Origin of the sequence: Gynuella sunshinyii YC6258 (assembly GCF_000940805.1) — a bacterium.
In the GTDB taxonomy this organism is placed as follows: domain Bacteria; phylum Pseudomonadota; class Gammaproteobacteria; order Pseudomonadales; family Natronospirillaceae; genus Gynuella; species Gynuella sunshinyii.
Genome location: NZ_CP007142.1, coordinates 2,424,995 through 2,451,039, shown reverse-complemented (window position 1 = coordinate 2,451,039; position 26,045 = coordinate 2,424,995). Strand labels below are relative to the sequence as shown.

22 protein-coding genes and 1 other RNA gene are annotated in these 26,045 nt (G+C 46.5%); 4 read left to right on the top strand and 19 right to left on the bottom strand.

The window, feature by feature from the left end; all coding sequences use genetic code 11:
- Positions 1-21 precede the first annotated feature (21 nt).
- From secA to rsmI, 19 genes are all read right to left on the bottom strand, one after another.
- Positions 22-2,754 (bottom strand): preprotein translocase subunit SecA, encoded by a 2,733-nt coding sequence (gene secA, locus YC6258_RS10600; protein WP_044616965.1) that lies wholly within the window; start codon positions 2,752-2,754, stop codon positions 22-24.
- Positions 2,755-3,021: 267 nt separating this feature from the next.
- Positions 3,022-3,855 (bottom strand): M23 family metallopeptidase, encoded by an 834-nt coding sequence (locus tag YC6258_RS10595; protein ID WP_245627039.1) that lies wholly within the window; start codon positions 3,853-3,855, stop codon positions 3,022-3,024.
- A 125-nt stretch (positions 3,856-3,980) separates the two neighbouring features.
- Positions 3,981-4,892 carry a UDP-3-O-acyl-N-acetylglucosamine deacetylase gene (lpxC, locus tag YC6258_RS10590; protein WP_044616964.1) on the bottom strand — a complete coding sequence of 304 codons (912 nt, stop codon included), beginning with the start codon at positions 4,890-4,892 and terminating at the stop codon, positions 3,981-3,983.
- 100 nt (positions 4,893-4,992) lie between these two features.
- Complete coding sequence (ftsZ, locus tag YC6258_RS10585; protein ID WP_044619946.1) at positions 4,993-6,147, bottom strand: cell division protein FtsZ; 1,155 nt, start codon at positions 6,145-6,147, stop codon at positions 4,993-4,995.
- 109 nt (positions 6,148-6,256) lie between these two features.
- Positions 6,257-7,498, bottom strand: a complete 1,242-nt coding sequence (gene ftsA / locus YC6258_RS10580) for a cell division protein FtsA (protein WP_044616963.1) — start codon at positions 7,496-7,498, stop codon at positions 6,257-6,259.
- Positions 7,485-8,147: a cell division protein FtsQ/DivIB gene (locus YC6258_RS10575; RefSeq protein ID WP_169748954.1), complete on the bottom strand. Its 663-nt coding sequence runs from the start codon at positions 8,145-8,147 to the stop codon at positions 7,485-7,487. The genes ftsA and YC6258_RS10575 overlap by 14 nt, the downstream gene beginning before the upstream one ends.
- 149 nt (positions 8,148-8,296) lie before the next feature.
- Entirely contained in the window at positions 8,297-9,727 is a 1,431-nt protein-coding gene (gene murC / locus YC6258_RS10570; RefSeq protein WP_044616961.1) for a UDP-N-acetylmuramate--L-alanine ligase, read from the bottom strand.
- Between the two features lie 6 nt (positions 9,728-9,733).
- Positions 9,734-10,792, bottom strand: a complete 1,059-nt coding sequence (gene murG, locus YC6258_RS10565; protein WP_281176368.1) for an undecaprenyldiphospho-muramoylpentapeptide beta-N-acetylglucosaminyltransferase — start codon at positions 10,790-10,792, stop codon at positions 9,734-9,736.
- A gap of 17 nt (positions 10,793-10,809) precedes the next feature.
- On the bottom strand, positions 10,810-11,973 hold the full coding sequence (gene ftsW / locus YC6258_RS10560; RefSeq protein WP_044616959.1) for a putative lipid II flippase FtsW: 1,164 nt from the start codon (positions 11,971-11,973) through the stop codon (positions 10,810-10,812).
- Positions 11,970-13,328: a UDP-N-acetylmuramoyl-L-alanine--D-glutamate ligase gene (gene murD / locus YC6258_RS10555; protein ID WP_044616958.1), complete on the bottom strand. Its 1,359-nt coding sequence runs from the start codon at positions 13,326-13,328 to the stop codon at positions 11,970-11,972. The genes ftsW and murD overlap by 4 nt, the downstream gene beginning before the upstream one ends.
- Positions 13,329-13,331: 3 nt before the next feature.
- Complete coding sequence (gene mraY, locus YC6258_RS10550) at positions 13,332-14,417, bottom strand: phospho-N-acetylmuramoyl-pentapeptide-transferase (RefSeq protein ID WP_044616957.1); 1,086 nt, start codon at positions 14,415-14,417, stop codon at positions 13,332-13,334.
- Positions 14,414-15,766: a UDP-N-acetylmuramoyl-tripeptide--D-alanyl-D-alanine ligase gene (locus YC6258_RS10545; protein WP_044616956.1), complete on the bottom strand. Its 1,353-nt coding sequence runs from the start codon at positions 15,764-15,766 to the stop codon at positions 14,414-14,416. Before YC6258_RS10545 ends, mraY begins: the two co-directional genes overlap by 4 nt.
- Complete coding sequence (locus YC6258_RS10540; RefSeq protein WP_044616955.1) at positions 15,763-17,214, bottom strand: UDP-N-acetylmuramoyl-L-alanyl-D-glutamate--2,6-diaminopimelate ligase; 1,452 nt, start codon at positions 17,212-17,214, stop codon at positions 15,763-15,765. Before YC6258_RS10540 ends, YC6258_RS10545 begins: the two co-directional genes overlap by 4 nt.
- Positions 17,211-18,929, bottom strand: coding sequence for a peptidoglycan D,D-transpeptidase FtsI family protein (locus YC6258_RS10535; RefSeq protein WP_044616954.1), 1,719 nt, complete (start codon positions 18,927-18,929; stop codon positions 17,211-17,213). Before YC6258_RS10535 ends, YC6258_RS10540 begins: the two co-directional genes overlap by 4 nt.
- Positions 18,926-19,192: a cell division protein FtsL gene (gene ftsL, locus YC6258_RS10530; protein WP_044616953.1), complete on the bottom strand. Its 267-nt coding sequence runs from the start codon at positions 19,190-19,192 to the stop codon at positions 18,926-18,928. Before ftsL ends, YC6258_RS10535 begins: the two co-directional genes overlap by 4 nt.
- A gap of 2 nt (positions 19,193-19,194) precedes the next feature.
- Positions 19,195-20,121, bottom strand: coding sequence for a 16S rRNA (cytosine(1402)-N(4))-methyltransferase RsmH (gene rsmH / locus YC6258_RS10525; RefSeq protein ID WP_044616952.1), 927 nt, complete (start codon positions 20,119-20,121; stop codon positions 19,195-19,197).
- 10 nt (positions 20,122-20,131) lie between these two features.
- On the bottom strand, positions 20,132-20,605 hold the full coding sequence (gene mraZ, locus YC6258_RS10520; RefSeq protein WP_044616951.1) for a division/cell wall cluster transcriptional repressor MraZ: 474 nt from the start codon (positions 20,603-20,605) through the stop codon (positions 20,132-20,134).
- Positions 20,606-20,954: 349 nt separating this feature from the next.
- Positions 20,955-21,298: RNase P RNA component class A (gene rnpB, locus YC6258_RS27790), an RNA gene on the bottom strand.
- 35 nt (positions 21,299-21,333) lie between these two features.
- A complete protein-coding gene (rsmI, locus tag YC6258_RS10515) occupies positions 21,334-22,275 on the bottom strand; it encodes a 16S rRNA (cytidine(1402)-2'-O)-methyltransferase (protein WP_245627037.1) in 942 nt (313 codons plus the stop codon).
- A gap of 16 nt (positions 22,276-22,291) precedes the next feature.
- On the opposite strand from rsmI, the gene YC6258_RS10510 reads away from it, so the two are divergent.
- The 4 genes from YC6258_RS10510 to YC6258_RS10495 all read left to right on the top strand — a co-directional run bounded on the left by YC6258_RS10510 (position 22,292) and on the right by YC6258_RS10495 (position 25,878).
- Positions 22,292-24,088, top strand: coding sequence for a penicillin-binding protein activator (locus YC6258_RS10510; RefSeq protein WP_044616950.1), 1,797 nt, complete (start codon positions 22,292-22,294; stop codon positions 24,086-24,088).
- A gap of 3 nt (positions 24,089-24,091) precedes the next feature.
- Positions 24,092-24,475 carry a YraN family protein gene (locus YC6258_RS10505; RefSeq protein ID WP_044616949.1) on the top strand — a complete coding sequence of 128 codons (384 nt, stop codon included), beginning with the start codon at positions 24,092-24,094 and terminating at the stop codon, positions 24,473-24,475.
- A complete protein-coding gene (locus YC6258_RS10500; protein ID WP_044616948.1) occupies positions 24,472-25,068 on the top strand; it encodes a D-sedoheptulose-7-phosphate isomerase in 597 nt (198 codons plus the stop codon). The genes YC6258_RS10505 and YC6258_RS10500 overlap by 4 nt, the downstream gene beginning before the upstream one ends.
- A gap of 240 nt (positions 25,069-25,308) precedes the next feature.
- Positions 25,309-25,878 carry a BON domain-containing protein gene (locus YC6258_RS10495; protein WP_082070646.1) on the top strand — a complete coding sequence of 190 codons (570 nt, stop codon included), beginning with the start codon at positions 25,309-25,311 and terminating at the stop codon, positions 25,876-25,878.
- The last annotated feature ends 167 nt before the right edge of the window (positions 25,879-26,045 follow it).

Sequence of the window (26,045 nt, the reverse complement as noted above, 5' to 3'; positions counted from 1 at the left end):
TGGGGGTTCGGTTATGTGAGATCAGCTCAACCGGCCATGACATTGCTTATATTTTTTTCCTGATCCACAAGGACATGGGTCATTCCGACCAACTTTTTGCCCTTTGCGTACCATCGGCTGGGGCTTGTTAGGCTCAGGATCTGAGTTGGCCTCTGGCTGTGATCGTGCTTCAGGAACCGCACTGGCCTGTTCGTGCTGATATTGCATTCTCTCTTCCAGGGCCTGACGGCGGCGTTCTATTTCCTCAGCCTGCTCACGAGTCATCAACTGCATGCGAGAGAGAATTTTAACGGTATCTGACTTAACCTCTTCCAGCAGGTTCTGGAACAGCAGAAATGACTCTCGCTTATACTCCTGTTTAGGATTCTTCTGAGCATATCCTCGCAAATGAATCCCCATTCGTAAGTGGTCCATCGCCTGAAGATGCTCTTTCCAACGCTGGTCAAGCACCTGAAGCATGATTTGCTTTTCAAAGCGGCGCATTGCATCAGCACCAACCTGTCCTTCTTTTTCCTGATATACGCGCTCCATCTCCTCGACAATCTTTTGTCGCAGTTGCGGCTCGTTGAAGTGTTGGTCTGCATCCAGCCACTCCTGAACAGGTAGCTGAATATCAAACTCGGCCGTCAGCGCTTTTTCCAAACCTGCAATATCCCACTGTTCATGCAGACTTTCTGGTGGGACATACTCGTCGATTAACTGATTGGTTACATCTTTACGGATGTTCTGGATCACATCCTGGATGCTATCTGAGGACATCAACTCATCACGCTGCTGATAAATAACAGAACGCTGATCGTTATTGACATCATCAAATTCGAGCAATGATTTCCGAATATCGAAGTTGCGGTTCTCTACCTTCCGCTGAGCCTTCTCAATCGCGTTACTGACCATTTTATGCTCAATAGCCTCTCCTTTATCCATACCCATTGATTTCATGAAACCTTTCATTCGGTCAGACATGAAAATCCGCATGAGATTGTCATCAATTGACAGGAAAAAGCGTGAGGATCCAGGATCACCCTGTCGCCCAGAACGGCCACGGAGCTGGTTATCAATACGTCGGGATTCATGGCGTTCAGTACCAATAATGTGCAAACCTCCCGCCGCCAGGACCGCTTCATGACGTTGTTGCCACTCACTTTTGATTCTGGTTATCTCGGCTTCGGAAGGTTCTTCCAACTGCTTAACTTCCGCCTCCCAATTACCGCCTAACATAATATCTGTACCACGCCCTGCCATATTAGTCGCGATGGTTACAGCACCGGGTAAACCGGCATTGGCGATAATCATAGCTTCGTTAGCATGGTTTTTCGCATTCAGAACATTGTGAGGGATTTTGTGATTCTGCAAAGCCGAAGACACCCGCTCCGACGCTTCTACAGAGGCAGTACCCACTAACACGGGCCTACCGGCTTCTATATTTGCCTGAATATCCTTAACAATGGCCTCAAACTTTTCATCCTCAGATAAAAACACCAGATCGTTATAGTCAACCCGTTTAACAACCCTGTTTGTAGGTATTACAACCACATCCAGACCATAAATCTGTCTAAATTCAAAAGCCTCTGTATCTGCTGTTCCGGTCATCCCGGACAATTTGGTATACAGGCGAAAGTAATTCTGGAAGGTAGTTGATGCCAGTGTCTGGTTTTCTTTTTGAATCGTCAGATTTTCTTTTGCTTCAATCGCCTGATGAATGCCTTCACTCCATCGGCGCCCTGGCATTTTCCGTCCAGTATGCTCATCAACGATAACCACTTCACCACCTTCGATGATGTAATCAACATTACGGTGGAACATAAAGTGCGCTTTAATAGCAGCGTTAACATGATGTAACAAACTCAAATTAGTCGCTGAATAGAGACTTTCACCTTCCGCGAGCAAACCATTGTCTGCCAGTAGCTGCTCAACTTTTTCATGCCCTGCTTCAGTCAGCTCCAAAGAACGGTGTTTTTCATCAATGATGAAGTCACCTGGCTTCAACTCCTGACCCTCTTCAGCAGGGTATTCTCGTACAAGGTTTGGAATGAGTTTATTGATCTGGAGGTATCTCTCTGAACTGTCTTCAGCAGGACCAGAGATAATAAGCGGAGTCCTGGCTTCATCAATCAGAATGGAGTCCACTTCGTCGACTACCGCGAAATAGTGGCCACGCTGAAATTTATCCTCCATCCGGAAAGCCATATTGTCACGAAGATAGTCAAACCCAAATTCGTTATTGGTCCCGTAGGTGATATCCGCTTTATAAGCCAAGCGCTTCTCTTCCGGCGGCTGTTGTGAGACGACAACTCCCACAGATAAATCAAGCGCAGCGAAAAGAGGTCTCATCCAACTGGCATCACGCTGAGCCAGATAATCGTTCACAGTCACGACATGCACACTGTCACCAGTCAAGGCATTGAGATAACAGGGCAATGTTGCGACTAGAGTCTTTCCTTCCCCAGTCCGCATCTCGGCAATCTTGCTACTGTTGAGTACCATTCCACCAACCAGTTGCACATCAAAATGCCGCAATCCAAGAACCCTTTTGCTGGCCTCTCTGACAGCAGCAAAAGCCTCTGGTAGCAGTTGGTCAAGAGATTCGTTCTCAAGCCGTTTTTTAAACTCTTGGGTCTTTCCCTTAAGCTGTTCATCGTTCAGCGCTGCGAACTCCGGCTCCAACGCATTAATTTTTTGAACTTGTTTAAGTAACCGCTTTACTTCGCGGTCGTTTTTACTGCCGACAATCTTTGTAACAATTCTGGTAAACATCTGCTGTCTTAATTGCCTCAATCGCGATGGGTTTGCCAGAACCTATCTTAAAACTGATCAAAATCGGTGATATCTACTGAAATCAGGGTCGTATATTTCCAATTTTGAGATAGGTTCTGGTTAAAAGATATAGTTGTAATACTTCGGGCCCTGTCAGCCGCTCTGATAAGTAAGACAAATTTTTGGCCGCTAAATATACCGGCTCAGTTAGTTTATGTCTTTGGAAAATGGAGGCTTTTTGTTAGATCGCAAGCAAATTGTGAATTTTTATTTGCTTGCGCGAAGAATAAATTTGGCTGGATCGAGTGCTTTGCCGTTATTGTGCACTTCAAAATGACAATGAGGACCCGTTGAACGTCCGGTACTCCCCATTTTGGCAATTACCTGACCTTTTTTGACAATATCACCAACTTTGACCAGTACTTCTTTGGAATGCCCATACCGCGTGGAATATCCGGAACCATGATTGATTTCAACCATCTGACCATAGCCGTAACGCTCTCCGGCCCAGGTGACCACTCCAGCAGCGACTGAGACAATTTCGGAACCTTCTTTACCGGCAAAGTCTACGCCCTCATGCCAGGCCATCTTACCCGTAAAGGGATCTGATCTGTATCCATAGCGTGAAGACATCCATCCTTTCAATATTGGACGACCCGCAATAAAGGTATCATTGCTGATCTTGCGACTTCCCAACAAACTCTCCAATATCGTCAACTGCTCCTCGCGGCCTTCAATACGAGTTGCCAAATCATCAATAACATCAGTTAATACCGGTACCTGATAAGCAGCACTGTACAAATCGCTGGCTTCGGGCCCTCCTACAGCAGGGGGTTCAGAGAAATTGAACTCACCTTCGTCAAGCTTGGCGACTTTAACCAAGTGCTCACCCAAGGCATCGACGCGAGTGGCTCTGGCCTGCAATTCTGCGATTTTAACTGTCAGCGCCTGAATCTGTTCTTCGCTGTACTGCTTTACTTGGGAAATATCTTCTTTCTGTTTGGCCAGTGTTTTCTTCCAGGCTGCGGCCGAGTTTTGGTCAAAAACGTCGTTTTGAAGCTCGTCCCCCAGCCAATAACCAAAATAACCGACTCCCCCCAAAGAAGAGAGTCCTATGAGAAATAGGAAGAGAGTCATTCCTGAGGAGAGTGATCTGACGCGACCATTTCGCCTGCTGACGACGATAATATTGATCATAGAAAATACTGGACACTACGGTAGTTGCATTAATATTCAGTTGCTAGTACCGGAGTATAGGCTATAGGAGCATTTTTTTCCTCAAAAGAAACATATTCCCAAGCATCTTCATGTTTTAAAAGTTCGCGTAGCAGTAAGTTATTCAAACCATGACCAGATTTAAAGCCGACAAAATGGCCTAAAAGACTGTGTCCTAACAGATATAAGTCACCAACCGCATCAAGAATTTTGTGTTTTACAAACTCATTCTCATAACGCAGGCCATCTTCGTTGAGGATTTTAAAGTCATCCAAAGCAATGGCATTATTGAAACTAGCACCCAAAGCCAGGTTATTGGCCCTCAGGTATTCAAAATCCCGCATAAAACCAAATGTTCTTGCCCGGCTGATTTCCTTAATAAAAGACGTGGTCGAAAAATCCAGAGAATGTTTCTGACTTCTGTCTTTAAACGCAGGATGATCAAAATCAATGGTAAAAGACACCTTAAAACCATTATGGGGCTCAAAGCGGGCGTATTTATCACCATCCTTTACTTCAACCGTTTTTTTGATGCGTATAAACTTCTTAGCCCGGTCCTGCTCTTCAATCCCTGCCGATTGAATCAGAAACACAAAAGGCCCAGCGCTACCATCCATACTCGGAACTTCAGCAGCGTTCACTTCAATATAGGCGTTGTCTATCCCTAGACCCGCCATTGCTGATAACAGGTGCTCAACAGTATCTACACTCGCACCACCGGCCATTAAAGTCGTCGACATCGTGGTATCACCAACATTCATTGCCTTCGCCGGAATTTCAACCACTGGTTCCAAATCCGTTCGGCAAAAAACAATACCGGTATCGACTGGAGCAGGTTTAAGTGTGAGGTAGACCTTTTCACCGGAGTGAAGGCCTACCCCTGTGGCCCTAATGATGTTTTTGAGTGTACGTTGTTTGATCATACTAAATTTGGTCTGCAGCAACTTGGATAGGTTTTGAATCGCGGCATATTACCAAAGCGGCTGTATAACCCGCACCCATTTTTATGTAAACGTTCATATTTTAGTCAGCTTGTTTCCGCAGAAAAGCAGGAATATCCAGATAGTCTAAATCTCGGGAAATTTCCTTCTGTTGCTGATGCGAAACCTCCTGGCCATGTGCTTTCTTAGCAACAGGATGTGACCGATCAAACTTCCGGGCTTCAGGTGACGGAGCAACACTTTTGCGGGTATTGTCAACCGCCACTTTAGGTTTGGCTACCGGGCGATTCAAGCCAGTTGCCACAACCGTAACTCGGATTTCATCAGAGATTTCCGGATCTACAACAGTTCCCACTACCACAGTTGCTTCATCAGAAGCATATTCATGGACTATTCGACCAACCTCATCAAACTCAGTCAGCCCCATGTCCAAACCACCGGTAACATTTACCAGAATACCTCTGGCTCCCTGAAGATCGATATCTTCCAATAATGGACTGCGTACAGCAGCTTCTGCTGCTTTTGAGGCACGGTTTTCACCGCTTGCACGGCCTGACCCCATCATAGCCATACCCATCTCGGACATGACTGTACGGACGTCAGCAAAGTCCACGTTGATCAGACCGGGACGAATTATCAGGTCTGCAACCCCCTGTACAGCATTTAACAACACATCGTTAGCTGCAGCGAATGCATCTAACAAGGTCACATTATTGCCGAGCACCTGAAGTAGCTTCTGGTTTGGAATGGTAATCAGGGAATCAACGTGTTGCCCTAACTCTTCCAGGCCTGCTTCTGCAATGGTCATCCTCTTCCGTCCTTCAAACTGGAACGGTTTGGTTACCACTGCAACCGTCAGAATCCCCATTTCTTTGGCCACTTCCGCAACAATTGGAGCCGCACCAGTGCCTGTTCCGCCCCCCATACCTGCGGTAATAAACACCATATCGGCATCTTTGAGCACCTCTGCGATGCGGTCTCTGTCTTCCAGTGCGGATTGGCGGCCAATTTCCGGATTTGCTCCTGCGCCAAGGCCTCGGGTAATGGTGCCCCCGAGCTGGACTGCAGTGCGGGCCTCCAATGACTTCAATGCCTGGGCATCTGTGTTGGCACAAATAAATTCAACACCCTCAATACTGCTGTTAAGCATATGCTGAACAGCATTGCCACCGCCGCCGCCAACACCAACGACTTTGATGACCGCTGATTGCGGGAAATCATCGACTAAAGTGAAAATATCACTGGTTTTGTGTTCTAAATCTCGATCTTTAAAGGACATAGCCCTGCTCCTCTGCTTTTGGTTAATACAGTCAAATCATCCAGACCGACTGTATGTCTCAAAAAACTTAAAAATTGCGTTTAAACCATTCTTTAATACGTACCAAGACACCGTCCTGTTCTTCGACATAGGCTTTCGCCTGGGGAACGCCCCCCTCATGAACCTGCTTTGCTGCGTGCATCAACAGTCCCACGCCGGTCGAATAAATCGGATTTCTGACGATATCTGTTAAACCTGTAATTTCCTGGGGGCTCGCTAATCGAACCGGTACATGAAATACCTCCTCAGCCAACTCAACGGCTCCTTCCATTTTTGCTGTCCCACCTGTCAAAACAATTCCGGAGGGAATGAGATCTTCGAATCCACTTCTTCTCAATTCGGCTTGAATAAGGGTGAACAATTCTTCATAACGAGGCTCAACAACTTCTGCCAATGCCTGGCGTGTCAGCGACCTGGCTGGACGATCACCTACACTGGGAACCTGAATCGTTTCGTTTTCATTCGCTAATTGCGCTAACGCACATGCGTATTTAATTTTTATATCTTCGGCATGCTGCGTAGGTGTTGCAAATGCCATGGCAATATCATTGGTTACCTGATCGCCGGCAATTGGAATCACTGCGGTATGTCTGATAGCGCCTTCGGTAAATATAGCGATGTCTGTTGTTCCGCCACCGATATCTACAAGACAAACCCCTAATTCCCTTTCATCGTCAGTCAGCACAGCATGACTGGATGCCAACTGTTCCAAAATAATTTCTTCCACTTCCAGTCCACAGCGCCGAATACATTTCTCAATATTCTGAATCGCGTTAAGCGCGCCAGTGACAACATGCACACGCGCTTCTAAACGAACTCCACACATTCCCAGTGGTTCTTTAATGCCTTCCTGACTATCAATAATGTATTCCTGAGGCAGGATATGAAGAATTTTCTGATCCGCCGGCACAGCAATAGCTTTGGCCGCATCCAACACCCGTTCAATATCAGCCTCAATGACTTCTTTATCGCGAACGGCAACAATGCCATGACTGTTCAAGCTATGAATATGACTTCCGGCAATACCCACATGAACGGAGTGAATATCACAACCGGACATTAGCTCAGCTTCTTCAATGGCACGCTGGATAGATTGAACTGTCGATTCAATGTTAACGACCACTCCTTTTTTCAGTCCTCGGGACTTATGTGAGCCAAGACCCACAATTTCGATACCGCCATCGGCTGTTACCGTCCCAACGATAGCAACTACTTTTGAAGTGCCGATATCCAGTCCGACGAGTAATTGTCCGTGATTAGCCGCGGCCATTTGTTTCTTCTCCACTCACAACTTGTTGTTCAATCACTTTCAGCGCCACTGCATGTTCATACCGCGCATCAAGGTACTTTATCCTGTCCACATATTGATTGCTTCTAGCCAGCACACTTAGCACCGAATCAAAGCGTTCGGTAATATCTTTTCTGCCCAGCAAAATTTCCATACCCGATTCTGTCTTTAAACTCACCCCGCCATCAGAAGTCATAGTCAGCGAGTCAAGCACCAGCCCCTGACGTAGCAAAGCGGAGCTAAAGGTCACATATTGCTGCATTACAGTATCGAGAGATCCTTTTGGACCGTACAGCCTGGGCAACATCAAAGAGTTGGTCTCTGAGTTGAAGATTTTTCCTGTTTGACTGACAACACCAGAGTTGTTCCAGTATGCCAATGGTTTCTCTTCTTCAACCGACACCTGCAACACTCCAGGCCATTCCAAAGATAGCGATGCAGAAGCAATCCAGGGGAATGACTCGATATCAGACTTGACCTGCTGCAACCCTCCGGTCAACAAGTTCACACCAACCAATCCTGATAAATACTGTTTAAATGCATCAGCATCTTCATATATCAATACCTGATCAAATTTAACGCTGGAAACAGACCAGCGTATTTTTTGAATTCCTACAGCAGTAAAAAACAACAAACAGACCGTAACAGCAAATACAGCAATAACAGTCCAGGCTCTTAAATTCAGTATCACTCGAACGTAACTGAGAATTTTACTGGGTTTCTTTTGCTTCTTTCTGGTCGCTCCTCGGACCTTGGGATGTTCCCGTGTGATTGCCAAGGTCATGATTTTGCAAACCCCAGATTGTTCTCAGACAACTCCACAGATATCAGTCCGATATTTCCAGCTCCCTGAGTGAGCAGCAAATCTCCATCCTGCAATATATCCTTCAGTATTCCAGGCAATAGTTTTTTATCTTCAACAAATATAGGATCTATTCTGCCTCTTTGGCGAATACTGCGGCATAGGCTGCGCCCATCTGCACCATTAATTGGTTCCTCACCTGCGGGATATACTTCCATCAGTAGCAGAACATCCACCTTGGATAAAACCGACACAAAATCCTCGTATAAATCCCGGGTACGGCTATATCTGTGGGGCTGAAAAATAGTCACCAGTCTACGCTCGGGAAAGCCTTCACGAATCGCGGCAATCGTGACGTCCACTTCTCTAGGGTGATGACCGTAGTCATCTACCAACATGACTGTGCCATTATCTGTAGAAAATTCTCCTTGCACCTGAAACCGTCTTCCCACTCCCCGGAAACGTTCTAATCCCTGGACGATGGCAATATCCGCTATCCCTTCATCAGTCGCCACGGCGATAGCCGCCAATGCATTTTGAACATTGTGTCGACCCGGCATATTAATGGTGATTTCGAGATCGTCACTACACCCTGGGCGCTTAACTTTAAACTGAGTTCGCATTCCATGCTGCTGCACACCGTAAGCATAATAATCAGCTTCTGGCGAAAAACCATAGGTCACAAATTGCCGGGTTAACTTCGGTAATATTGATTTCACGTGTTCATCATCAACACAAACAACAGCCAGCCCATAAAATGGCAAGTTGTGCAAAAAGCTGACAAAAGCATCCTTAACCTGTTCAAAATCCCCACCGTAAGTGGACATATGATCTGCATCGATATTGGTAACAATTGCCGTCATCGGCTGCAGGTGTAAAAATGACGCATCACTCTCGTCCGCTTCAGCGACGAGATAGTGACTGGTACCCAACTTTGCGTTAGTTCCTGCGCTGGTCAGCTTGCCTCCGATCACGAATGTAGGATCTAAATTAGCTTCTGCCAGAATCGATGCCACAAGACTGGTTGTGGTGGTTTTTCCATGTGTTCCGGCGATGGCGATACCATGACGAAACCTCATCAGTTCGCCAAGCATTTCCGCTCTCGGCACAATCGGTATACGTAGCTCATTGGCCTGATGTATTTCGGGGTTCTCAGTATCAATTGCACTGGAAACAACCACGACATCAACATTCATGACGTTCTCGGCAGTATGTCCAATTGCAATGCGGGCACCCAGTTGCTCCAGTCGTTGAGTTACCGCCGAAGGCCGAATATCTGATCCACTAATGTGATATCCCTGATTCAACAAAACTTCTGCAATACCACACATTCCAACTCCACCAATACCTATGAAGTGGATATTTTTGATTCTTCGCATTTCAGGAATTTCAAAGGTCACTTTTGTCATTTCGTCTTACCCCTGCCTTCTTCCTGCTAAAAATTTCTCAATCAAACGCACAATTCTTTCCGCTGAATCCCAAATAGCAACACGCTCCAAAGCGGTGGCCATGTTAACCAGCATCTTCGGATTACCCATAAACTGTTTAATATAATGCAACAGATTTTGACTCAGCTGTTCATCCTGTTCGCACACTACTGCTCCATGACTATCGGTCAGTACCCTGGCGTTAAAGTACTGCTGCTGATCTTTATGCCATGGATAAGGAATCAGAATCGAAGGCCTACCGACCACCGCCAACTCCGAAACAGTCGAGGCACCGGATCTGGATATCACCAGCTCTGCCCAATCATAAGCAGTTGCCATATTACCTATATATTCAACAACATTCGCCTCAACACCATACTTTTGATAACTGGACAATGTTTCTTCCAGCTTTCCCTGACCAGTTTGATGATAAATTTCCGGTCTTTGTTGTTGATTAATCTGCGAAAACACTTCTGGCATGATGATATTTAATGATTGAGCACCAGAACTACCACCAAGAACCAAAACGCGCTGTAGGTTTTCACATTCCAGCATTTTTTTAACACTCACCAATTCCTCCCGAACAGGGTTACCCAAGGTAATTGGGTTGACCTTCTCCGGAAAAGTATGCGGGAACGCCTGAATCACTTTTTCCACCCAGCGGCTCAGATAGGCATTGGTCATTCCCGGTGTTCCATTTTGTTCGTGGATCAACACTGGAATGCGTTTTATCTTCGCGGCAATTGCACCGGGCGCTGACGCATATCCACCAAAGCCAACCACCATATCCGGCTTTACTTGATCGAGTATCCGCATGGCCGCATAAACGGATCTCAAGAGATTCACCGGCGCAATTAATTTACGCTTGAGACCACCTCCCTGATACGCTGTCACTGGAAGCAAATGCAATGGAAACTCGGTTTTTGCAACCAGCTCCGCTTCCATGCCTCGCATTGCTCCCAGCCAATGGACAATCATCCCTTTTTTCACCATTGTTTCCGCCACCGCCATCGCCGGATAAATATGTCCTCCAGTACCACCCGCCATGATCAACACTTTCCAGCTCATTGCTCGTCCTCCTTCGAAACACTCAGTGCTTCGCTATAAGCACGCGCAACAAAGGCCAGCATTCCAAGCGTCACAACGATACTGGAGCCACCATAACTAAGTAGTGGCAGAGTCAGTCCCTTGGTGGGTAACAAACCAATATTGACCCCCACATTGATGAGTGACTGAACGGCCAGAATGATGGCGATGCCATAACAAACATACGCGGAAAAAGTCTGCTGTTTTTGTTCAGCCAGACGACCAGCTGCAAAAATCCTGGCAATCAAAATGGTAAACAGCGCTAACACAACCATAACGCCAAATAGCCCATATTCTTCACCAAGAATGGCAAATACAAAATCGGTATGGGCTTCAGGCAAATAAAATAATTTCAAGATACTGTTACCGATCCCGACTCCAAACCATTCACCGCGACCAAAGGCAATGAGTGCCTGTGTTAATTGATAGCCCGATCCAAATACATTTTCCGAAGACCAGGGATCGGTAAATGCCAGCAAGCGTTGAACCCGATAAGGTTGCTCAATCGCCAACAAACCAACCGCTGCAGAACAAACCACAACCAGAACAAAGAACTGACTGGCCCTGACGCCTCCCAAAAACATCATTCCCAGCACTGCCGACAGAGTGACCACAACAGCGCCAAAGTCAGGCTCGAGCAGTAGTAGCACAATCACAATCGCCAATACCACAATCGGCTTAAGAAAGCCTGACCACTGGCTTTTGACTTCTTCAGCCCTTCTGATCAGGTAACCGGATATGTAAATCACCAAAAAAAACTTCATTAATTCACTTGATTGAATACCAATTGGACCAAGTCTTATCCATCGCCAACTACCGTTCACCAACTTCCCAATACCCGGAATCAGTACCGCTACCAACAATGCAAGTCCCAACAACAATAAGATCCAGTCATTTTTCTGCCAAACAGCAATAGGTATTTGTCTTATGACAAGCGCTGCTAAAAAACCTATAAATATGTATATACCGTGGCGAATCATAATTGAGAAGGAACTGCCATACAGCTTGTTGGAGTACTCAATGGATGAAGAACAGACAACCAGAAACCCAATCGCCAACAAACTCATCACTGCCACCATGAACCACCGGTCATAGTAAGCACCTTTACGACTGACATCAGACACCATTGGGATAGTGGTCATCGTAACTCTCCCACAATCCGTTTGAACTGATTTCCTCGATCCTCAAAGCTCTTAAACATGTCCATGCTTGCACAGGCTGGGGACAACAATACCAAGTCGCCCGATTTCGCCCCCTCACAAGCCCGCTCAACAGCGTTCTGCAACGTATCGGCAAATACGTGCTCTACAGACTTTAAGTGAACTGCAATCAATTCAGCATCCTGCCCAATCAAAATTACTTTCCGACAAAACCGTTGGATTGTTTTTCCAAGCTTGGAGAAATCAGCACCCTTACCAATGCCACCTGCGATCAGAACAATATGCTTTAGCGACTCATCTCCCAACCCCGCTAAGGCGGCTATGGTGGCGCCAACATTGGTGCCTTTTGAGTCATTAATAAAAACAATACCGTTTCTCTCAGCGACCCACTCACAGCGATGATCAAGTCCGGTAAAATTACACGCCACGTCGATCATAATGTCCTTGTGGATACCTGCTAGTTGCCCTAGTGCAAAAGCAGCCATGAAGTTTGCCAGGTTATGCGAACCTTTTAGTTTTAACTGCGAACTGTTAACCCAGGTTTCATGGTTATTAAACAGAATGGCTTTGTGGCCATCCTCTATAGCCTGAAGAGAAAAACCATTTTTTCCAGAGAGTTCCAAACTGTAGCCGATACAAAGAGGGGGCAGGTTTTGTCCACTTGTTGTGCAGTTGTCATCCAGATTTACTACCGCTGCCCGACTACCCACAAATATTCGTTGCTTTGCCCGGACGTAATCTTCCAGACTGTCGTAACGATCCATGTGGTCTTCAGAGATATTCAGAATAGTTGCGATATGACCAGACATGCGATTCAGCGTTTCCAGCTGAAAGCTGGACAACTCCAGAATCACAAAGTCCAGATCCTGATCCACAAAGTCCAGCACTGGCACCCCAATGTTGCCACACACGGCCGTCCGGGGGCTTGCTGCTCTCGCCATTTCCCCCAACAGTGCAGTAACGGTACTTTTTCCGTTTGAGCCGGTGATCGCAATTATTTGAGTTTGCGTATTTTCAAGCTGCTCCAAAAACAGATCTATATCGCCTGATACCTGTGCTCCATTTTCAATAGCATGCTGTATTTCCGGCAAATGAACGGACAAACCCGGACTAAGTATTATTTCGTCAACCTCTGTAAGCAGTTCCCGATCAAGTGCTCCAGTCAATACTCTGACATTCGGATATTGCTCAGTAATTTCGTTCAAACCAGGGGGGTTGATACGGGTATCCATTATCAGAACCGACTGTTTCTTGCTCAGTAAATAACGGGCAGCCGACAGCCCGGTCATTCCCAGACCGACAACCGCATATTTTTTACTGTTGAGCTGTTGTTCCATGTCTTACCTGATTTTCAACGTTGCCAGACCGATAAGCACCAAAACCACGGTAATGATCCAGAAACGGACAATCACTCGCGGCTCCGGCCAGCCTTTTAATTCATAATGATGATGCAGAGGTGCCATGCGAAAAATTCGCTTTCCGGTTAATTTGAACGAAGCAACCTGCAAAATAACGGAAAGCGTTTCGGCGACAAAAACACCTCCCATAATAACCAGTACAATTTCCTGCCGAACAATGACGGCAACCACGCCAATTGCGGCTCCCAGAGCAAGCGCTCCAACATCACCCATAAAAACCTGGGCCGGGTAGGTGTTAAACCATAAAAACCCTAAACCGGCTCCTACAATTGAGCCGCAGAAAATAATCATTTCGCCACTGCCAGCGACATATGGAATATTCAGGTATTCGGCAAAATTTATGTTGCCGGTCACATATGCAAAAATCGCAAATGCTCCTGAGATTAAAACGGATGGCAAAATGGCCAATCCATCCAAACCATCTGTCAAATTGACAGCATTGCTGGTACCAACAATGACAAAGTATGTCAGCAACACGAATAACGCCCCACTCAGTGGTAACGCAACATTTTTAAAGAAAGGCAGAATTAACGAAGTTTCTATTGGACTCGTAGACGTGTAAAACAGGAATATTGCAGCACCAAAACCCGCAATAGATTGCCAGAAATATTTCCATCTGGCAGGTAAGCCTCTTGAATTTTTTTGCACGACTTTTTTGTAGTCATCCACCCAGCCAACAGCACCAAACATAATGGTGACCACCACCACGACCCAGACATAACGGTTGGTCAGATCAGACCACAATAAAGTACTGATAATCATTGATATCAAAATCAAAGCCCCACCCATCGTTGGAGTACCGGCCTTGCTCAAATGAGTCTGAGGTCCATCGCTGCGAACAGCCTGACCGATCTGATAATGTTTCAACCGTTCAATCATTCTGGGGCCCAAAAACAAACTGACAGCCAATGCTGTCAATACTCCCAGAATTGCCCTCATGGTCAGATACTGAAGCACTCCGAAACCGGAATGAATGTGTTCTAAATAAGGTGAGAGCCAGTAAATCATTGGGCACTCTCCGGTATTAATGCGTTTACTACATCTTGCATCTTCATACAGTTGGCACCCTTAACCAATATTCTGTCACCTTTACGCAGAGCTGCTTTTACCGCCCTGATTAATTCAGGTTTATCCAGATAAACATTATGAACGGCCGCACTCGCAAACTGTGGACCATAAAAAAACACCAGATCGGCTTTCCGCTCCGCGTAATGGCTGATTGCTTTATGGAGTGAAATACTTTCGCCGCCAAGTTCAGCCATATCCCCCAACACCGCAATGGTTCTGCCGGCAATATCCGCCATCAGATCAAGTCCAGCATAAACAGAAGCTGGGCTGGCATTGTAAGTATCGTTATAGATACATGTTTCTCTGATGCCATTTAAGACTTCGAGCCTTTTGGTTACACCAACAAAATATTCCAAACCTTTCTGAATGGTCGCTAGGTTTACACCGGCGGTATAAGCCATGGCCGCACAAGCCAACGCATTGGAAACCTGGTGGCGACCTGCAACATTTAATGCAATGCGGACGGCTTCTTTGCCGGCTCGCAATCGAAATGAAAATTTTCCGTTTTCATCACTGGCTAGTTGTTCTGCAGTAAAGTCTGCGTCATTTCGTTTAACAGCAAACGAAATGACTTTTAACGATTTTTCCCGTGCTTTCTGTGACCAGCCTTTATAGGCACCATCATCAGCATTGAGGATCACCGTACCCCCCTGAGGAATACCATTCAGTAGATCTGATTTTTCTTCGCGGATGGCATCCAGGCTACCGAAGCCTTCGTAATGCTGTTCAGAGGCGTTGAGAATCAACCCGATATCCGGCTCAGAACACCTGCTGGAAAAATTTATTTCTCCAGGCGTATTCGTACCCATTTCTATGATGGCAAACTCAGTACTCCTGGAAATTCTCAACAGCGTGAAAGGCACCCCGATGTTGTTATTTAAGTTCGCTTGAGTCGCAATGGCATTACCACGCAAAGAACAAACAGATAACAACATCTCCTTGGTGGATGTTTTGCCAGCACTTCCCGTTAAACCCAGAACTTTTCCTGTACACAATCTTCGATTCAATTGGGCTATAAGGGACAATGCCACCAGGCCGTCCGGCACGATCAACTGAGCTACGTCAATGTCATATGGTTGCTCTACAACGATCGCCACAGCACCTTTTTCAATACACTGTGTGACAAACTGATGACCATCGAAGTGAAGACCTTTGAGAGCCAGGTATGTTTCTCCTGCCTTGAGGCTGCGGCTATCTGTCGATATGGATGTCACTGCAACATCCTTGCCTTTTAACGTTGCCCCGGGAATTATCTGTTGAAGCTCTGACAAACTAAACGCGCGAATCATAAACCCACCTCCGCTGCCAACTCTGTAACGACTTCATAGTCAGAGAAGTGGTGCTTAGTCGTTCCGATAATCTGATAATCCTCATGCCCCTTACCGGCAATCAATACGCTGTCACCGCTGTCCATCATCGACAACGCATGTTTTATTGCCTGCTTTCTATCAGCAATAAACTGCACGCTTTTAATTGCGGCCTCAGAAAAACCATCACGAATGTCGGTCATTATGGCAGCCGAAGACTCGGTACGAGGGTTGTCATCTGTGACCACAACGTGGTCTGCAAATCGTTCTGCCACCTGTGCCATCAGTGGTCTTTTTCCTGAATCGCGGTCTCCACCACAACCGAACACCACCCATAGCTGACCGCTACAATGATCACGCATGGCAAGCAAAGCCTTTTCCAGAGAATCAGGGGTGTGTGAATAGTCGATAGAAACCGTTTTTTGATGTTCACCGGTAATGAGCTGCATCCGTCCTTGTATGGGATGTAACTCAGGCAATACCAAGGCTATCTGATGCAACGTATAACCCTGTTGTATCAGCACGCCTGTGGCTGCCAGTACATTGGCAATGTTAAACCTGCCAATCAGACCGACCGATACGCTTTCTATCTGTTGATGAAAATGAAGATTGAAAGACATGCCCTGAGGCTGAAACACGATATCGGTCACGAAAAGGTCAGCATGTTGATCAACAATGGAATAGCTCAGACAACTCAGTTGCGTTATATCAAGCAGTTCTCGTCCCAAGGTGTCGTCCAGATTTACCACCGCTTTTTCGACATCATAATCAGTAAAAAGCTTTTTCTTAGCAGCGCCATATGCTTCCAGCGTTTTATGATAGTCCAGATGATCCCGACTCAGATTGGTAAACACGACACAGTCAAAAGTAATACCTCGGACACGTTGCTGATCCAGGCCATGAGAGGATACCTCCATCGCGCAATATGAAGCACCATTGTCCACAAACTGCTTGAGCACCTGCTGATTACGCACGATATCCAGTGTGGTGTTATCGATCAGAGATAAATTCGGCCAAATACCCTGGCCATTAGTGCCGACATAAGCTGCCTGCTGATGCAACAGAGTCAGCATTTGGGCGATAAACTGGCAGGTAGAGGTTTTGCCATTGGTTCCTGTAACACCGATCACACGTAAATTCTGACTGGGATTGTCATACACATTAACAGCCAACTGACTTAATACTGCCGGCATATCAGCAACTCTGAATACGGGTAATGACGTATTTACCGGGGCACTAGAGTCAGTCAGTACAGCCACTGCACCCTTTTTCGCTGCTTCAGCGACAAACATCAGGCCGTCCTGATGGACGCCTTTTGTGGCAACGAACAAATCACCTTTAGTGATTAAGCGGCTGTCTGGTTGAATACCACTTATCACCAGATCAGAAGTAGCATCAGGGATATACCTGTTTAAAGGCAATACAGTCATTGATTGCCTCCTGATGAAAAAATATCTTTCGCTATATAGTCTTTGACGTCACTGTTCTGTTTATCCGGTTTTACGCCTAAATGCCGTAGAGCCTGTTCCATCACAGCGCCAAATACAGGTGCGGAGACTTCCCCTCCGTAGTATTCATCCCCAACCACGTCATCCAGACTGACAATCATAGCCAGCCTGGGATTACTCACTGGCGCAAATCCCGCAAACGAAGCAGCATATCTATTGTCATCATAACCATGTTTGCCAACTTTATGAGCCGTACCAGTTTTACCCGCTATCCGGTATAAATCACTGCGGGCTTTTTTCCCTGTACCATTTTCGATCACCTGCTCCATCATCTGAGTCATAAGGTGGGCTGTCTTTTCTGAAATAATCTGGGTGCTCTGTACTTTTGCATCGTTTAACACGATATGGGGTGTCACTCTCTTTCCATGATTAGCAATCGCCGCATAAGCCACTGCTAACTGCAGCGGTGTTACGGTGAGACCATAACCATATGACAGAGTGGCCAGTTCAATATCTTTCCAGTTGACTCTATTAGGTAGTACGCCATTTGCTTCACCAGGAAAACCAATCCCGGTGCTTTGCCCCAGACCAAAATCATGAAAGGTCTTAAACATGTTTTGAGGACCAACCTTCAGAGCAATTTCTGAAGCACCGATATTACTGGATTTAATCAGTACTTTTTCAAAACTTAATACACCATAGTCATGAGTATCACGAATCGTATAACCATTAATACGCCGCCAACCCGGCGACGTATTGAACATCTGATCAACCGTAAATTTACCGGTTTCAAGCGCCGCTGAAAGAGTCAGAGCCTTGATGACAGATCCGGGCTCAATCGCATCGGTGACTGCTCTGTTGCGCATACTTCCGGGACTAAGTTCGCTGCGATTATTGGGATTAAACGACGGCTGGTTGACCATAGCCAGAATATCCCCGGTTTTTACATCAAGGATAACCAGAGATCCTGACCGGGCTTTATGCCGGATTACCGCTGCCAGCAATTCGCGATAGGCCATGTACTGAAGATCAAGATCGATACTCAAAACCAGATCGGTCCCATTTTTTGCTGGAGCTGTTAATTCAACGTCACGAATAATCTGTCCATATACATCCGTCAAAACAGATTTTTTCCCGTTTCGACCGGACAAATATGAATCAAATGACAATTCAAGGCCTTCTTGCCCCTGTTCATCCACATTAGTCAAACCAACGACCTGGCTGGTAACTTCTCCAGCTGGATAATAACGACGGTACTCTGCTTCTGAACGCAGACCTCTTAGCCCTTTATTCTCTGATCTCAACGCCAGAATTTTTTCTGCTTCCTGGGGAACCATATGACGACGAATCAACATATATGCAGAACTGCGCTGGTAACGTTTTTCCAACGTACTGAGGGGCACATCTGTAAGCTTGGAAATTAATGGCAAGGTATCAACATCCAGCTTGCGCGGTTCCGCCGTCAGAGTAATAAGTGGCGTGCTCATAGCCAGAGTTTTTCCATTTCTATCGGTTATTACTCCCCGCGTAGCTACCAACTCCCGTGTATCTTCGATCCGCGCATCACCCTGATTGATCAAAAAACTTTTTTCCAATACCTGAAGCGTTACGGTTTTCCAAATCACAGCGCCCAATGCCGATAACAGCATCAGGTAAATTAAAAATTGTCTGCCGTTGTTCTGCAATGCGGTGTTCAAGGTTGCTCCTGCAGAACTTTGATTTGATCAGTATTGGGGTTAATCATGCCTCTCTCCCGGGCCTTGTTCTCAATCCGCGCAGGCGCAGACAACGCACTCTCTTCAAGCAGTAATTTTCCGTATAGCGTATTTAATTGTTCACTTTCTTTTTCCAATTGCTGCAGCTGCGTAAAATAGCTGCGCGTCAGGTGCGTGCTATATATGACTCCCACACCAGAAGCCAGTACCAAGATCACCAACATTCCAGTTATGACCTTAACCATAATTACCTGGCCTTCTCCGCCACACGCATCACAGCACTTCGGGCCCGAGGATTTATAGCAATTTCCTCGGCACTGGCTTTCATAGCCTTTCCGACCCTGCGAAAGCGGGGAGTAAACTGCTGTCCCTGAACAGGCAGCCCCTCAGGCCAGGGATCTTTTTCATGTTGCTGAATAAAGCGTTTAACCAAACGATCCTCCAGGCTGTGAAAACTGATCACAACCAAACGACCACCTGGTTTCAATACAGAGTCCAGGGCTGCCAGTAAAACCTCAAGATCAGAGAGTTCGTTATTGATGAAGATTCTGATAGCCTGAAATGCCCGGGTAGCTGGATGAATTCTTTTTTCCCAGCGAGGATTGGCTTTGGCAACTACATCAGCCAAATCCAACGTATGTGTGAAGGGTGTATCCTTCCTGCGCTCAACAATAGCTCTTGCCATACGACGGGAAAAACGCTCTTCTCCGTATTGCCAAAGAACATCAGCAATTTCCTGTTCGCCGGCAGTATTGATCCAGTCTGCGGCAGTCATACCTGAAGAACTGTCCATACGCATATCCAGTGGACCGTTTTGACTGAAACTGAATCCACGACCAACATCATCCAGCTGTGGGGACGAAACACCCAGATCAAGCAACACGCCATCAAACAGTATTTCTTTGGAGTGAGCGATCGACTCAATACCGGCAAAAGATCCTGGTACCATCGTAAATCGCGAGTCCGCGGCGACCAGACGTTCACCTTCCTGAATTGCTTCAGGGTCTTTGTCTACTGCCACAAGAGCGCCGGCACTGGATAAACAGCTCAATATAAGGCGGCTATGTCCGCCACGCCCAAAGGTTCCATCGAAATAGGCACCCGATGGGTCGATGACCAACTGTTCGACCGCCTCATCCAACAGGACGGTTTTATGTTTGAATCCCTCTGTCATCACATGTTTCCTATAGAGAGATATTCAGTAGTTCTTCTGGCAACTCTTCGTCCTCCTGACATAAGTATTCCTGTCTTCTTGCCTCCCAAGTTGCCTCATCCCACAGCTCAAACTTATTTCCCTGCCCTAACATCACCATTTTTTTATCCAGTACTGCATAATCACGAAGAGTTCCCGGCAATAGAATCCGACCGTTAGTATCAATTTCCAAATCGGTTGCATATCCCAACAACAAACGCTGAATTCTTCGATTTGGCCCCTGGTAGTTAGCAAGCGCCATTAGTTTTTCTTCGATTTTTTCCCATTCGGGCAACGGATACATCAGCAAACACTTGTCTTGAGTATCAATGGTGACTACCAGTTGAGAATCGCACCAATCGGACAGCAGTGCACGATAGCGCGCAGGGACCGCCATACGGCCCTTGGCGTCTAAAGAGAGGTGATGAACACCTCGTAAACTGATGCGCTTGCTGATTTCAGACATTTTTAACCCGGGTTAGTGGTCACTGACATGTCACCTGCGGTTCAAAAGAGCGAATCATTCCACTTTCACCCACTTTTAACCACAATATCCCACATCCCGACACTATAGGACTGCACCTGGACCTTTGCAAGTTCAAAAACGGGTGTTCATTCTCAAAAAAACCTTTACTGACAAGGGGTTAGGAAACTAATTCATAAAGTGGAGGGATTATGATTTCGACAAAAAGAACAAAAAAAACTTATAAATCATGAAGTTATAAGTGAGTGTTCACCTACTTTGAAAAACAAAAGAATATTTTTTCATTAGAGAATAGTTTGTTAGTACTAACTGACAAATCAAGAAGGGAAAATTGCTGAGTCGGCCGATAAGCCGGGTTCTGTCGTGGACAGCCATTCATCTAGACGCACCGTTACCAGTACATTCAAGCAGCCTACCCGGTTCCGATGCGGGTCACACCATATGGAACCCTATTTGGCCTTGCTCCAGGTGGGGTTTGCCGTGCCGCAACTGTTACCAGTTACGCGGTGCGCTCTTACCGCACCATTTCACCCTTACCTGTCAGAGACAGGCGGTATATTTTCTGTTGCACTTTCCGTGGACTTCCGCCCCCCAGGCGTTACCTGGCACCTTACCCTGTGGAGCCCGGACTTTCCTCCCCCAGATAAATCTGGCAGCGACTGTCTGGCCGACTCAGCAGGCGGGAAGGTTAATGATATGACACAAAAACGCTAGTTATTTTTTTGTAATTGCATGCCAAGGTCGTAAAAACTCCGTTTCGCCTTCCCTGTCAACCTGGCACAAACCACGGATGCGCGCTTAAGCGGCAACTCATCCAGTAACGTCTTCAACAGGTGTTTATCAAAACTGGTGAGTTCATCATGACGTCGACTTTTATCCACGCCCTGGACCACTAGCACGATTTCTCCACGCTGTTGATTGACATCCTGATTCACCCATGACAATAACTCTGACAAAGGTGCCGAATGAATAGTTTCATAAGCCTTGGTAAGTTCACGACACAATACCGCCACGCGTTCAGCACCAAAGGTCAGTTCCATGTCAGCCAGTGTTGCAGACAATCGGTGAGGCGCCTCATAGAACACCATCGTTCTTGATTCATCAGACAAACCAGCCAGAACTTCCTGGCGAGCCACTTCTTTGGACGGCAAAAAACCTTCAAAAGAAAAATGATCGGTGGCAATACCGGCAACCGACAAAGCAGCAATCACGGCACTCGGTCCTGGCACAGGTACGATATTCGCGCCACTTTTTCGCAACTCTGAAACAAGCACGAAACCAGGATCAGAAATTAAAGGCGTTCCCGCATCCGACACCAGCGCAAGATTCTGCCCTTGTTTCAAAAGAGCCAGAACCTTTTGTACCGACTCTTTTTCGTTGTGCTCATGCAGCGTCTGAACCGGAGTAACAACCTGATAATGATCAAGCAACTTTCGAGTATTGCGCGTATCTTCAGCAAAGATTAAGTCCGCTTCGGTCAGAATTTGTACAGCTCGGTAGGTGATATCGGAAAGGTTTCCAATCGGGGTGGCGACAATGTAAAGGGTTCCAAAAAGACTTTGCGTTGACACGATAGACTCACTGACACTGGATAGATGCGTTAGACCTGCAGAAGAAGATAGAATAACCCACTTTATATTTTCATCGTACAAACAAATGGGTCATGACATGCAAAATAAGCTTTGGATACTGGTTTTCGTTGGCTTCCTCTCCGCCTGTACGGGCAACCAGACCAAACAGCCCACCAACGGGGAATCAACAACACCAGCACTGAGCGCTCATGCATCGGATGAAGATCGCCTGTCAGCCGCGGAAAATCTCTACAACAATTTTGAGTTTGAAAAAGCTGCCCTAATCCTCAAAGAAACCGATTTTTCAGCCTTAAACATTACAAATCAGACACGTTATGCATTACTGGCAGGCAAGGTATTTGTGGCTTCGTCTGACCCGCAACAGGCACTGGTCTGGCTGGCTGGAGAATACACGTATCTTTTTGACAGCCTGCCACAGGAACAACTCGCGCAGATTAGCCTTCTTCGTGCTTCAGCCTGGGAACTGTCCGGACAGTACCTGGCTGGCGCGAGAGAACGTATATACCTGGCTCCAGTATTATCAGAACCGGAATATTCCCAAAATCATGAGATGATCTGGGCGGACCTGCAGCTGGTTCCCGAGCAGGATATACAGGCACTGGCAGGACGTGAAACCAGTCCTGATCTGCAAGGTTGGATGGAACTGGCATTGGTCAACAACAATACTGAAGCTGATATAGATTCCCAGGTCACTTCAATTAATACCTGGATCACCAGTCATCCCCGCCATCCTGCAGCCCAGAAACTGCCGGACAGTCTTGCACTGCTGACGCAAATAGCCCAGGAGAAACCACGGAAAGTAGCCTTATTATTGCCGTTGAGCGGTCCTTTAAGCAAAACCGGAGACTCGATTCGAGACGGCTTTATGGCTTCTTATTATCAATCGGCTGAAAACGGGCGGGAGGTACCTGAGATTACCTTCGTGGATACTGCCAATCTGGATAACGTTATTGGCACATATACAACATTAGTGTCTCAGGGGACACAGCTATTTATTGGACCTTTGGAGAAAAAGCTGGTTTCAGAGTTGCTCGATCAACCCGCTCTTCCAATTCCAGTACTGGCTCTGAACAATGTTGCTGACAACAGCGAAACCAATCACAACGTATATCAGTTTGGGCTGGCACCAGAGGACGAAGCGGTACAGGTTGCCAGAAAAGCATTTCTGGACGGGCATCGATCAGCAGTCATTCTGGTTCCCAATGGAAACTGGGGGGATAGAATCAGCAGCACCTTTACCAATACATGGAGACAACTGGGCGGCAGCGTGGCCAGCCAGGCTCATTTTGATGCCCAAAACAAAACTGACTACCTAAGAGTCGTCCGACACCTGTTCAACATTGATGCCAGTGTCAATCGTACAGCCGCTCTTGAACGCACCATTGGAGAGTCTGTCGAGTATGAGCCTAGAAGACGTCAGGATTTCGATCTGATATTTTTGGCCGCCTTACCAGCGGAAGCCAGGCAACTAAAACCATTATTCGACTTTCAATATGCTGCGAATGTGCCTGTATATGGAATCTCCACTCTATATGGCGGTACAGACGACCCGGTGAAAAACAAAGATATTGAAACCATCCGATTTGTCGATATGCCCTGGCAGCTTTCCCAACCCGAACTGAAACAGCAGATCCACGACATTTTTGGTGAAAAAGAGGTATCCGGCTACGACCGACTCTATGCACTGGGTGTGGATGCCTATGCACTATATCCAAGATTACGACAACTGGTCGAAGTGCCTGGAGCAAGATTACACGGAATGACAGGCATTCTATCTATCGATAGCGACAGTAAAGTAAAGAGAGAACTGGAATGGGCTCAAATCAAAGACGGGCTGGCACAACCTATTTTGTCAACGCTGGAGGAGCGGTAACTCTTGTTCGGTTTTCATAAAAAAACACCAGTCAATGACAGTGGGAAACAAGCAGAAAATGCGGCTGCCAACTTTCTTCGCGCCCAGGGACTGACTGTGGTCGACCGCAACTACCGGTGTAAAGGTGGAGAAATAGATTTGATTTGTACCAGTCCGGAAAACATCCTGATATTCGTAGAAGTCAGGCATCGCCGGCAAACGAGTTTTGGTAGTGGAGTGGATACTGTCAACTCCAGCAAACAGAAGAAAATCATCCTTACTGCCAAGACCTATTTGCAGGAGCGCTACGGTAATCGCCTACCTGCATGCCGGTTTGATGTTATTTCCACTACCGGAGAAAGCTATCAAATCGACTGGCTCCAGAACGCATTCGGAGAATATGCATGAATTTAAGACAACGTATCGATGAACTATTTGAGGATCATCTTACCAATACACATCGAGTGATGGACGTTGTGTCTCCCGGTATTGCGATGGCAGCAGAATACATTGTTTCAAGCCTGGTGAACGACGCCAAGATTCTGACCTGTGGAAACGGCACTTCAGCATTGTCCGCCGAATTATTAAGCTATTCACTCACAGGAAAGCTGCAGCGGGAACGTCCTGGTTTACCTATCGTAAATCTCAGCACAAGCCACATGATGATGTCGGGGATCGATGTGGATTTCGCCGTCGGGATGGCATTTGAGAGACAGATAAGGACTCTGGCGCAGGCAGGAGACATTCTGGTTGCTTACAGTCCCGACGGAGCATGTCGCAGCATCTATGAGGCAATCATTGCCGCACGGGAAAAGGGAATGATGGTTGTCGCCGTTACCGGAAAAGACGGCGGCATGATTGGCCAGATGCTGTGCGAGCCTGAACTGGAAATTCGCATTCCGAGCAATAGTCCGCCACGAGTCCTTGAAATACAGACACTGGTCACACATTGCCTGGTGGATCTGGTCGAAAATTTGCTCTTTGGAGCAGAATATTATTAACCTGACAACATTGATTACCAGGTTAACAAGTACATGAGTGGTGGAGTCATTCAAAAGCTCCAACACTCAGACAACAGCGACACTTTGTCGGGTTACCCTGACAAAGCAGGCTAATGAACCCAGTCACATGAAAGACCGGGATCATTGCCAGATAAGCTGTCAGCCAGCAGTAGATAGAGGCATTTTTGTCACTTCAATGCTGCATCAGCCACAAAATGCATTAACAAAGACAGAAACAGAATGAAACTTACAAAGATTTTTATTGTTTTTTTGGGAATAGTACTAATTCAAGGTTGCGTGTCACGAGGTGTGGCACCGGATTACAGCAATGATTTGAGTGCCAGAACCGTTGGTGAAGTCATGGACGACAACAACATTGAGGCTCAAGTGGAAGAGGACATTGTTGCCTCAGATCCAATATTCAAAGACGCTCGTATCCGGGTTATCTCTCACAGCGGCAAAGTACTGATTGTTGGTCAGGTTCCCGAGCAGCGGCTTATTCCCATTGCCACTCAGATAGCCCAGAAAGTTCGCAAAGTAACATCTGTGCACAATGAATTGACCGTTGGCCCAAAACTCTCTGCTGCAATAAAAGCCAACGACTCCTGGCAAGCGATTAAAGTAAAATCCAGAATGTTCACAACCGATAATTTCCCTTCAAAAAATATCAATATTATCGTCGAAAACGGCATCGTCTATTTAATGGGCAGGGTATCAAAGGATATCGCGCAAAGAGCCGGTCAAATTGCATCAGAAGTGGGTGGCGTTCAAAAAGTGGTACTACTGTTTGAAGAACCGTCCAAGTTATAACGTGCGGCGGCTGATCTAAATCAGGCTCAAACTCTGGTGACTCGGCTAAGCTAAAACTGTTGTCAATAAATAGACGTATCGGACGGTTAAAAAAGTTAACCCGCTTTGGACCATAGCGGGTTCAGACTGTTCAATTTTATATTTACAACTCCCGGTACTAATATAGA

Excerpts from the sequence above, each read along its gene's own strand:
- secA (WP_044616965.1), bottom strand. The coding sequence starts at position 2,754 with ATGTTTACCAGAATTGTTACAAAGATTGTCGGCAGTAAAAACGACCGC.
- lpxC (WP_044616964.1), bottom strand. The coding sequence starts at position 4,892 with ATGATCAAACAACGTACACTCAAAAACATCATTAGGGCCACAGGGGTA.
- ftsA (WP_044616963.1), bottom strand. The coding sequence starts at position 7,498 with ATGGCCGCGGCTAATCACGGACAATTACTCGTCGGACTGGATATCGGC.
- murC (WP_044616961.1), bottom strand. The coding sequence starts at position 9,727 with ATGACAAAAGTGACCTTTGAAATTCCTGAAATGCGAAGAATCAAAAAT.
- murG (WP_281176368.1), bottom strand. The coding sequence starts at position 10,792 with ATGGCGGGTGGTACTGGAGGACATATTTATCCGGCGATGGCGGTGGCG.
- ftsW (WP_044616959.1), bottom strand. The coding sequence starts at position 11,973 with ATGACCACTATCCCAATGGTGTCTGATGTCAGTCGTAAAGGTGCTTAC.
- murD (WP_044616958.1), bottom strand. The coding sequence starts at position 13,328 with ATGGAACAACAGCTCAACAGTAAAAAATATGCGGTTGTCGGTCTGGGA.
- mraY (WP_044616957.1), bottom strand. The coding sequence starts at position 14,417 with ATGATTTACTGGCTCTCACCTTATTTAGAACACATTCATTCCGGTTTC.
- YC6258_RS10545 (WP_044616956.1), bottom strand. The coding sequence starts at position 15,766 with ATGATTCGCGCGTTTAGTTTGTCAGAGCTTCAACAGATAATTCCCGGG.
- YC6258_RS10540 (WP_044616955.1), bottom strand. The coding sequence starts at position 17,214 with ATGACTGTATTGCCTTTAAACAGGTATATCCCTGATGCTACTTCTGAT.
- ftsL (WP_044616953.1), bottom strand. The coding sequence starts at position 19,192 with ATGGTTAAGGTCATAACTGGAATGTTGGTGATCTTGGTACTGGCTTCT.
- rsmH (WP_044616952.1), bottom strand. The coding sequence starts at position 20,121 with ATGACAGAGGGATTCAAACATAAAACCGTCCTGTTGGATGAGGCGGTC.
- mraZ (WP_044616951.1), bottom strand. The coding sequence starts at position 20,605 with ATGTCTGAAATCAGCAAGCGCATCAGTTTACGAGGTGTTCATCACCTC.
- YC6258_RS10510 (WP_044616950.1), top strand. The coding sequence starts at position 22,292 with ATGCAAAATAAGCTTTGGATACTGGTTTTCGTTGGCTTCCTCTCCGCC.
- YC6258_RS10500 (WP_044616948.1), top strand. The coding sequence starts at position 24,472 with ATGAATTTAAGACAACGTATCGATGAACTATTTGAGGATCATCTTACC.
- YC6258_RS10495 (WP_082070646.1), top strand. The coding sequence starts at position 25,309 with ATGAAACTTACAAAGATTTTTATTGTTTTTTTGGGAATAGTACTAATT.